Below are 9,190 nucleotides of genomic sequence, written 5' to 3'. Positions count from 1 at the left end.
CCCCCACCGCGCCGGCCGAGCCCACCGAAGCCAACGAGGACCTGGTGGAGACGCTCCTCAGCCGCGCCGACGCGGGCACGCCCGCCGCCGCGTCCCGGGCGGTGGATGCCTTCTTGCGCGCCCTCAATCCGCGCGTGCCCGCCACGCCCGCGCCCGTCGTCACGCCGGAGGCCGCCACCCGGCAGACGGCCCGGGACCTGGTGGAACACGCGCTGCTCCTCACGGCGAAGGACCTGCTCGGCGCCGAGCCCGTGGCCCACCTGGAGTCCGCGTGGCGCGGCCTCAAGTGGCTGCTGGACCAGGTGCCCGCGTCCTCGGGCATCACCGTGGAGGTGCTGGACGTGGCGCGTGCCGGGCTGCTGGACGCCGTGCAGGGCGCGCTGGACGCCGAGCCCTTCGAGCGCCCCGACGCCGTCTTCCTCGTGGATGCCACCGACGACGTCGCCCTCCTGGGCAGGCTCGCGGCGCTGGGCGAGCGCGCGCAGCTCCCGGTGGTGGCCGCCGTGTCCGCGCCGCTGCTTGGCGTGGCGCAGGCGGAGCTGGCCGCGGCGCTGGAGGAGGAGCGCGAGCACGTCTCCGAGGCCTGGACGGCGCTGCGCCAGGACGAGTCCTCGCGCTGGCTGTGCGCCGTCATCAACCGCGTGGTGGTGGCCAGCGAGGGGCGCGGCGCGGCCCGGCGCGTGAGCTTCACCAGCCCCGCGCTGGCGGTGGCGGCGATGCTGGCGGCCAGCTACCGGGACACCAGCGCCTTCGCGCGCATCATGGGCCAGCAGGGCGGCCTGAAGGCGCCGGCCATGTGGGAGCTGTCCACCGGCCGCGACACCGGGCTCGGCATCCCCACCGAGCACTTCCTCCCCATCCGGGCGCAGGCGCGGCTGGAGGAGCGCGGCATCCTGGGCCTGGGCAGCGGGCGCAACGCGGACGCGGTGCTGCTGTCCGCCGCGCCCATGGTGTTCGGCGGGGGCTACGCGGTGCCGCTGCCCGCGCAGCTCCTCACCGGGCGCATCGTGCGCTTCGCCACCTGGGTGCGGGACCAGTTGCCCGCGGGCACGGGCGGCGACGACGTGGACGCCATCTTCTCGCAGGCCGCCGAGGTGTTCCTCTTCCGGGGCGCCACGGAGAACGGGCAGCTGCGCGGCCAGCTGGTGGCCACGGACACCGGCCGCGGCGTGCACGTCACCGCCACCGTCCGCCCGGAGCACGCGGGCACGCGCTTCCAGCTCGCCTTCACCCTGCCGCTGCGCGGCTGACGTCAGTCCTGCTTGAAGCGCAGCACGTAGCCTTCGAGGAACACCGTGGGCAGGTCCATGTCCCCCACGGGCTCGCGCACATAGCCGCGCCGCAGGTACATGCGCCCCACGCCCTCCGCGCCCCTTCGGACGTGGAGGCACACGGCGTCCACGCCCCACTGGCGGGCCAGGGCCTCGGCGGCGTCCATGAGGGGCCGGGCCAGCCCGGTGCCGTGGTGACTCACGGCGGTGGCCAGGCCGCGCAGGTCGGCGGCATTGGGCAGCCAGGCCTCGGAGCCCGGCGCGCCCGGCTTGAAGAGCGCGACGGTGCCCACCACCCGCCCGTCCACCTCGGCCACCAGCACGGTGGCCACCTCGCGCCGGGACGCGACGTCCCGCAGCGCGCGCTTGCGCTCGTCGCCATAGACGACGTCCGGGAGCTTCTTCGCGTACTGGGTGAGGAAGGCCTCCACCAACAGCTCCCCCACCACCGCGTCATCCTCGGGCCGTGCCTCGCGCACGAGGGCCCGCTCCACGACATGCCGGGTGTCCATGGCCCGACTCTACGACTGGTCGCGCGCCCGCGCGATTTCACCCCTGCCAGCCCCGCTCATGTCTGCGTGCAGGCCGACACTGGGACGGCGTCACCACGCGCGGGTCAGAGATAGTTGCCGATGAACCACGGCAGCCGCTCTCCCAGCTTCTGCAGCAGGCCGCGCCGCTTCCACCCGCTCCAGTGAATCTCCCGCGAGTGGCGCAGGTCCTTCTCGAAGGACGCGGCGAGCTGCGCCGCCAGCGCCGCATCCTCCACCACCACCGAGCACTCCTCCAACGTCGTCAACGCCAGCGGGTCCATGTTGGTGGAGCCCACGACGGACAGGGAGTCATCCACGAGCATCGTCTTGGAGTGCATCATGGACAGCTCGTACTCCCAGATGCGCACGCCGCCCTCCAGCAAGCGCGCATAGGACGCTCGCTGCGCCGCGTGCACCGGCGCGACGTCGTGGTGCCGCCCGGGCACAATCACTCGCACGTCCACGCCCTGCTTCACCTTCTCCAACAACATGTCGCTGATGGCGTCGGAGGGGATGAAGTACGAGTTGGCAATCCAGAGCCGCTCCTTCGCCGCCGCGATGGTGAGCAGCGTCATCCGCCGCGCGTCCGACAGGAAGCGGTTGTCCGTGCTGGCCACGAAGCCCGCGCGCGCGTCCCCCGCGTAGCGCGGCTCCGGGAAGTCCGTCGCCGGCAGGAAGTCCCCACCCGCCTCCTGCCAGTTCTGCGCGAAGGCGACCTGCATCTCCCGCACGGCCGGGCCCTCCACGCGGATGTTCATGTCGCGCCAGTACTCCGCGCTCTGCGCATTGCCCATCCAGCTCTTCCAGATGCCCCAGCCACCCGTGATGCCCACCTCGCCATCCCGCACCACCAGCTTCCGGTGGCTCCGCGCCCGGAGACGGACCGCGTCCAGGGCCGCGAAGTCACCTTGGATGGGCCGGAAGTAGCGCGCGTCACAGCCGCTGGCCGCCAGCGCGGGCATCACCGCCTCGAAGTTGACGCTGCCCAGCGGGTCCACGAGCACGCGACACGCCACCCCGGGCCGCCGCGCCGCCAGCGCCCGCACCAGCCGGTCCGACGGCTCTCCGGGCCGCCAGATGTAGCTGGTGATGTGGATGCTGGAGTGCGCGGCGAGAATCTCCTCCTCGATGGCGTCGAAGATGAAGCCGTTCTCCACCAACTCCACGCGGTGGCCCGGCACCAGCGCCACGCCCAAGGACTGGAAGAACGCGAGCGAGCGCGCCTCCGGACTGGTCCCCGGCAACGCGCGCAGCCGCAGGTCATGCCGGTGATTGGGAGCGGGACACCCGGCGGCAAGCAACACCACCGGCAGGAACCAGGCGAGCTTCACCGCCGGAAGCTAAGCGCCCATGGCACGTGGCGCACCTGCCGATGTCTCACGGAAGACACCCCGAGACGCGCGGACGGCACATCTCCACCGTGAGGGTGGAAGCCCCCGCCCCGCGTGCGCACCTTCGGGACACACCGCCTGTCGCCAATGCCCAACGTGCCTTCCCACCGACGCTCCTCCCCCTTCGTGTGCACGCTGCTGCTGGGCTGCCTGTGGCCCACCTGGGGTCACGCGGCCGCAGCGGACGCACCGCTGCGCGACACCCCACCTTCCGAGCCTCGCTCCAAATACTTCGACACGCCCGCCGGCACGTCACCGGAGAGAGCGGCCGTGCCCACGTACATCGAACCGGAGGACGTCCCGCTCCCGAAGGGGGCCTGGGTGGCGCACGGCGGACTCGCGCTGCTTCCCGTGGCCGGCGTCTGGGGCGCCAGCCGCGTGGGCGGCGACACGCGCGTGGGCGCCACGGCGGCACAGACGGCGGCGGGGATGCTCCTGGGCGCCATCCCCTCGCGGCTCCTCTTCTTCCGCCCCGCGGCGCCCAGCCCGGGGCGGTGGATGGAGCTGGAGACCGTGGCCTTCAGCGGCGGCTTCGTGCTGACCCCGCCGCTGACGGCGCTCGGGACGTGGGGCCTGGGCGAGCTCGCCTTCGGCAAGAGCCACCACCCGGGCCGCGCCTACCTGGGCGCGCTCGGCGGCGCGGCGCTGGGCACGCTGTTGGGCGTCATCGTCCACGAGGCCCTGGTGACGCTGTCCAAGCCCAGCGCCCGCATGAAGAGCGGCCGTCGGCTCATCGCCCTGGGATTCATCGGCGTGGGCGCGACGTTGGGCTATCAATGGGCAGGCGGCGGACCTCGCCCAGACGGACACACGCAATAGTTCCGCTGCGTCTGTTTCACACACACGCGTTGTGCACCGCCCAAGCCCTTGCAGTCTCAGACGCAGTGCGTGTGACACGCGGCGCATTGTGATTGTCAGACCTGGGCTCCAGACTCCGCCGCGCTGTACGGACACCGCTGCTGGAGAGACCTTCATGACTGCTCGCAAGCACCTCCGAATCGCCGTCGTCCTCACCGCCGCCGCCGCCGTGCTGGGCCTGGGAATCACCATGACGCCGGCCACGGCCGTCGCCAGCGACTGCCAGCCGCCCTGCTGGAAGGACCCCTTCACCGGGAAGTTGATTTGCGGCACCCCGTGTCCGTAATCCCCGGACACCCGTGCTGAAACACCTGGGGCCTCCTGCCGCACCGCGCGGAGGAGGCCCCGTTTCATTCCCAGCCGCCGCGCGGCACGCGCGTGGCGTCAGTCCGTCCGCATGGCCTCCACCGGGTCCAGCTTCGCGGCGCGCGCGGCCGGGTAGATGCCGAACAGCAGGCCCACGCCGCTGCTCATGGCCAGCGACAGCACCACCGCCCAGGCCGGCACCTGCGCGGGCAGCCCCACCATCCACTTCGCCAGCTGCGCCAGGCCCATGCCCATGCCCACGCCCAGCACGCCCCCCACCAGGGACAGCACCACCGCCTCGATGGCGAACTGCGCGAGGATGCGCCGCTTCTTCGCCCCCAGCGCCTTGCGGATGCCAATCTCCCGGGTGCGCTCCGTCACCGCCACCAGCATGATGTTCAGGATGCCGATGCCGCCCACCAGCAGCGACAGCATGCACACGCCGAAGCTGGCCGCGGAAATCACCTTCGAGATGTTGTTGAACATCTCCGTGGCGCTCTCGTTGGAGAACACGAAGAAGTCATCCTCTTCCAGCGGCTTCAGGTTGTGGCGCCGCCGCATCAGCAGCGTCACCTCGTCCTGCGCGCGCTGGAGCACCTCCGCCGACTGCGCCTGGATGCTCACCCGGTAGTTGCGCACCCCGAACAGCGCCTTGTAGACGGACAGCGGCATCATCACCTGGTTGTCCTGGCTGCCTCCGCCCATGAAGCTGCCGCGGCGCTTGAGCGTGCCAATCACCTGGAAGCTGCGCCCCAGGATGCGGATGTGCTGCCCCAGGGGCTGCACGCCCGGGAACAACGTGTCCGCCAGGTCCTGGCCAATCACCGCCACGCGGCGGCCATCCAGGTACTCCGCGTCCGTGAAGGGCCGCCCGAACTCCACCACCACCGAGTTCGTCTGGAAGTACTCCGGCGTGCCGGCCCACACCGTCACGTTGGGGCGCGACTCGCGCTGCTGCGTGGTCACCTTCTGCCCACCCTTGGAGTCCTCCGCCGCCGCCAGCAGCACCGACGGCTGCAGCCGGATGGCCTCCAGGTCGCCCTCGTGCAGCCGGGGCCGCCGCGCCAGCTCCGCCAGGGACAGGTTTCCGCCGAAGGGCAGCCGCTGCACCTGGAAGCAGTCGGAGCCCAGCTCGGACATGCTCTCGTTCACCTGGATGCGCAGGCCCTCGATGAGCCCCATCATCGACACCACCGTGGTGGCGCCGATGACGATGCCCAGCAGCGTCAGGAAGGAGCGCAGCAGGTTGGAGCGGAACGTTCCGAACGCCAGCCGCAGGGTGTCCCAGATTGCCATCATCGCCGCCGTCTCCCGTCCGTCACTCGTGGCGAAGCGCTTCCACCGGGTCCAGGTTCGCCGCCCGCGCCGCCGGCCAGATGCCGAACAGCAGCCCCACCATCGCCGCGAACCCCACGCCCGCCACCACCGTCAGCGGCTCCACCGCCGCCGCCAGGGGCGTAATCAAGGACACGATGCGCGCCAGCCCCAGGCCCACCACCGTCCCCAGGGTGCCGCCCAGGGCGGACACGCACGAGGCCTCCATCAGGAACTGGAGGATGATGGTGCGTTTGCGAGCCCCCAGCGCCCGGCGGACGCCAATCTCCCGCGTCCGCTCGCGCACCGACACCAGCATGATGTTCATGATGCCGATGCCGCCCACCAGCAGCGTGATGAGGCCCACGCCCATGGCCGCGCCGTAGAGCGCCCCGGTGAGCTGCGCGTACATGTTGGCCAGCTGGTCCGGCCGGTTGATGGCGAAGTCGTCCGGCAGGCCCGGCGGCGTGTTGCGCTCCCGGCGGAGCACCGCGGTGAGCTTGTCCACCACCGCCGGCGCATGCTCCGGCGACGTGAGGGCCACCGCGATGTTGGGCGAGCGCTTCTTTCCGTACTGCGCCAGGAAGGTGCGGAAGGGCACCATCACCACCAGGTCCTGGTTCTCTCCCAGGATGGTGCCCTTGGCCTCCAGCGTCCCCACCACGCGGAAGGGCTTGCCCTCGAAGAGGATGCGCTGGCCCACCGGGTTCACGCCAGGGAAGAGCGAGCGCACCAGCTCCGCGCCGATGACGGCCACCTGCGCCCGGTTGTCCACGTCCCCATGGGTGAGGAAGCGGCCCCGCTCCAGGGTGAACGAGCTCACCGTGGCGTAGTCCGGCGTGGTGCCCACCAGCACCACGGAGCTGATTTTACGGTCCAGGAAGCGGGCCTCCACGCGCTCGAAGAAGAGCGGCGCCGCGGCCAGCACGTGCTCGGACGCGTTGAGGATGGGCGGCACCAGGTCCGCGCTCAGGTCCTTGCGGTTGCGGTACGACCACCAGTCGCCGTTGAGCGTCCAGGGGAACTTCGAGATTTGGAGCGTGTTGGCGCCAATGCTCGAAAGCTGGTCCTCGAAGGAGCGGTTGATGCCCTGGATGATGCCGACAATGGCCAGCAGCGTACACACGCCCACGCCAATGCCCACCGTCGTCAGCACGGTCCGCAGGCGGTTGGAACGCAGCGAGAACAGCGCGATGCGCGCCCCCTCCCACACATCGACCCGGATGCTCACGTCAGGTTCTCTCCGCTGCGTCGCACGTCACGCTGGCCCTGGTACGGGCCCCGGAACGGGTGATTGCACGCGACATTCCCTCGGCGCAAATCCAGCGTGCTGGAAATCGGAGTATGGACCCTGGGTTCAAACGGTGAGCAGCACGCGGCGGGGCAGCAGGCCGAGGCTGGCTCGGCCGTGTATCCGCGGTTTGAGGCGCTTGGCCAGACCTGCGGGCGGAGGAGCGAGCCCGCTCCAGTCGGCACAGGCCTGCTCGGCACGCAGCCCAGCCGGCCCTCCCGGAGAGGCGTCTCCCTCAACACTTGAGTGAATCCGTTATGACGGATGAAGGGCACGCCGCTGGGCCAATTAAATCCGACATAATGGATTAAAGTCCGCGTCCTGGGTCTCTTGAATCCGTTATGAAGGATTATATGAAGGTTCATCTCCAGGCGCTGATCGACGGGGAGTGGCAGCGGGCGGCGCTCCTTGAGTTCCCCACGGCCAGAGAGGGGCGACGCGGCGAATGCACCTTTGAGTACGACTTCGACTACCTCTTTCGGTGGATCGCCGAATCGCCGCCGCTGGCAGCGGTGAGCCTCAAGCTCCCGGTCGAGTTCGGCCCCAAGGTCTGGCGCCGTTGGCCAGCGTTCCTCGATGACCTGCAACCCATGGGGAGTGCACGCAACTGGTGGCTGCGGCGACTGAACCTCCCGGATGAAGCGGCGAGTGACATCGACATCCTGCGGCGCGGCACCATTGCCCCCATCGGCAACCTCCGGATCGAGGAGGCCGTTCCCAAAACGAAAGAGCCGCCTCAGCGGTTCCCGATCCAGGCCGTCATCGACCGCGAACACGCATTCATCGAGTACGCGGCCAGCGCCGGAGCACATGTCGGAGGCGCGACAGGCGCCGGTGGTGATTCTCCGAAGCTCCTGCTCCGCTGCGACGACACAAACCAGGTGTGGATCGACGTCTGGCAGGATGACCCTGCCTGCCCGGATCGGCATTATCTCGTCAAGTTCGCGCGCAGCCGCAACGCGCGCAGCAGCAACGAACGCGACCGGACCATCCTCCGGTCGGAGTACGTCTATTACAAAGCGCTCGCGGAGCTCGGCTTCGAAACGATCCCACAAGAGGGGCTCGCGCTTCACGAAGGCCCTTCAGGCCCGAGCCTCTGGCTCCCCCGCTTCGACGTCGCGCGACGAGACGGCCGCGAGCTTCGGTTCGGACTCGAGTCCATCTACTCGCTGCTCCAGGCCGAGCCAGGCTCCTTCCAGAAGCATCAAGCGGTATTGAACGCACTCCAACACGTCATCCCCAAGACGGACTGGCCGACGACGCGCCTCGAGTACCTGAAACGGGACCTGCTGAATCAGGTGTTCGGCAACTCGGACAACCACTGTAGGAACATCGCCGTGCTTAAAACGGATAGTACCGTCCGCCTCGCGCCCATCTTCGACTTCGCGCCGATGAAGATGGACCTCGACGGCATCACCCGCACCACGACGTGGGAAGGGTACGAGGTCGGTGGAGAAGTCGACTGGTCTGCGCTCCTCCGAAGTTTTGGTCGCGATGAGGAGTTTTTGCGCAATGGCCTCCACGACCTCGCCTTGCGCCTTCGTCGTCTCCCTGAGCTCCTCGCCGATCTGTGTCTGCCGGAAGAGACGCTGGACTTCGCGGGGCTCGACCTTCGCGGCACTGAGAAGCGCCTCCGAACGTGGGGGTTCCTATGAAGCGCACCGACGTCGCCCGGATGACCTCGCTCGAACGAAAGGCGCTCATGGAAGAGCTCGCCGCCATGGTCGCCAGCGGTGAGCTCAACCTCGGAGACGCCTCGCGAATCCTTCGCAGCACCATGCTGGGAATGGACCGGAAGACCTTCGCGCACGCGGTGAAGCTCTCCACCAGCGTCGTCGCGAAGCTCGAGGACGCGCCAGACGCGAACCCGACGCTTGAGACGCTCAACAAAGTCTTCGCGCCATTCGGAGGAAGGGTCGCGTTGACGTTTCCTCGCCTCGAAGAGCCACAACCACTCGATGATGCCGAGAGACAGCGTCGAGAGATGCTCCGCGCCGCGCTCGCGAAGAGCAAGCGGCAGCGACGGCGCTCGACAGAGCCGTAAGCCTCTCAACACAGACAGCCTCCTGGGCCGTTCCCGACCGAGCCGGGATTTCTCCCGGCCCGAGGCCCCTCACGGCGCCGAAAAGGCCGCACGCTCGCCGCCACATGGGAATATCTGGCGCCGCAAAGGGACTCGGCAGGTGGCCGTCTGGTGGCAGCATCCCCACCTTCCCCCTGGCACCC

At 69.5% G+C, this 9,190-nt stretch carries 9 protein-coding genes; 5 read left to right on the top strand and 4 right to left on the bottom strand.

The genetic code is table 11. From position 1 onward, the window contains the following. A partial coding sequence (locus tag G4D87_RS27420; protein ID WP_163785509.1) for a type VI secretion system contractile sheath domain-containing protein occupies positions 1-1,250 on the top strand: 1,250 nt, incomplete at its 5' end. A 2-nt stretch (positions 1,251-1,252) separates the two neighbouring features. Here the strand turns inward: G4D87_RS27420 and G4D87_RS27415 are convergent. Both G4D87_RS27415 and G4D87_RS27410 read right to left on the bottom strand, forming a co-directional pair. Further along, entirely contained in the window at positions 1,253-1,783 is a 531-nt protein-coding gene (locus G4D87_RS27415) for a GNAT family N-acetyltransferase (protein ID WP_163785507.1), read from the bottom strand. A gap of 104 nt (positions 1,784-1,887) precedes the next feature. Further along, on the bottom strand, positions 1,888-3,135 hold the full coding sequence (locus G4D87_RS27410) for a phospholipase D-like domain-containing protein (RefSeq protein ID WP_163785505.1): 1,248 nt from the start codon (positions 3,133-3,135) through the stop codon (positions 1,888-1,890). A 147-nt stretch (positions 3,136-3,282) separates the two neighbouring features. Between G4D87_RS27410 and G4D87_RS27405 the strand changes: the two genes are divergently transcribed. Together G4D87_RS27405 and G4D87_RS39030 are read left to right on the top strand one after the other, a co-directional pair. Further along, on the top strand, positions 3,283-4,014 hold the full coding sequence (locus tag G4D87_RS27405; RefSeq protein ID WP_240358653.1) for a hypothetical protein: 732 nt from the start codon (positions 3,283-3,285) through the stop codon (positions 4,012-4,014). Between the two features lie 154 nt (positions 4,015-4,168). Then, positions 4,169-4,339 carry a hypothetical protein gene (locus G4D87_RS39030; protein WP_176413303.1) on the top strand — a complete coding sequence of 57 codons (171 nt, stop codon included), beginning with the start codon at positions 4,169-4,171 and terminating at the stop codon, positions 4,337-4,339. A gap of 98 nt (positions 4,340-4,437) precedes the next feature. Here G4D87_RS39030 and G4D87_RS27400 read toward each other — a convergent pair whose 3' ends face one another. Then, a complete protein-coding gene (locus G4D87_RS27400) occupies positions 4,438-5,658 on the bottom strand; it encodes an ABC transporter permease (protein ID WP_163785503.1) in 1,221 nt (406 codons plus the stop codon). Between the two features lie 19 nt (positions 5,659-5,677). Then, entirely contained in the window at positions 5,678-6,904 is a 1,227-nt protein-coding gene (locus G4D87_RS27395; protein WP_163785500.1) for an ABC transporter permease, read from the bottom strand. 413 nt (positions 6,905-7,317) lie between these two features. On the opposite strand from G4D87_RS27395, the gene G4D87_RS27390 reads away from it, so the two are divergent. After that, a complete protein-coding gene (locus tag G4D87_RS27390; protein ID WP_163785498.1) occupies positions 7,318-8,619 on the top strand; it encodes a type II toxin-antitoxin system HipA family toxin in 1,302 nt (433 codons plus the stop codon). After that, a complete protein-coding gene (locus tag G4D87_RS27385; protein ID WP_163785496.1) occupies positions 8,616-9,008 on the top strand; it encodes a hypothetical protein in 393 nt (130 codons plus the stop codon). The genes G4D87_RS27390 and G4D87_RS27385 overlap by 4 nt, the downstream gene beginning before the upstream one ends. Positions 9,009-9,190: the final 182 nt, after the last annotated feature.

It is taken from the genome of Myxococcus vastator, from assembly GCF_010894475.1.
In the GTDB taxonomy this organism is placed as follows: Bacteria; Myxococcota; Myxococcia; order Myxococcales; family Myxococcaceae; genus Myxococcus; species Myxococcus vastator.
Note: the sequence above shows the minus strand (reverse complement) of the source record. Positions and strands in the feature narration are given on the sequence as shown.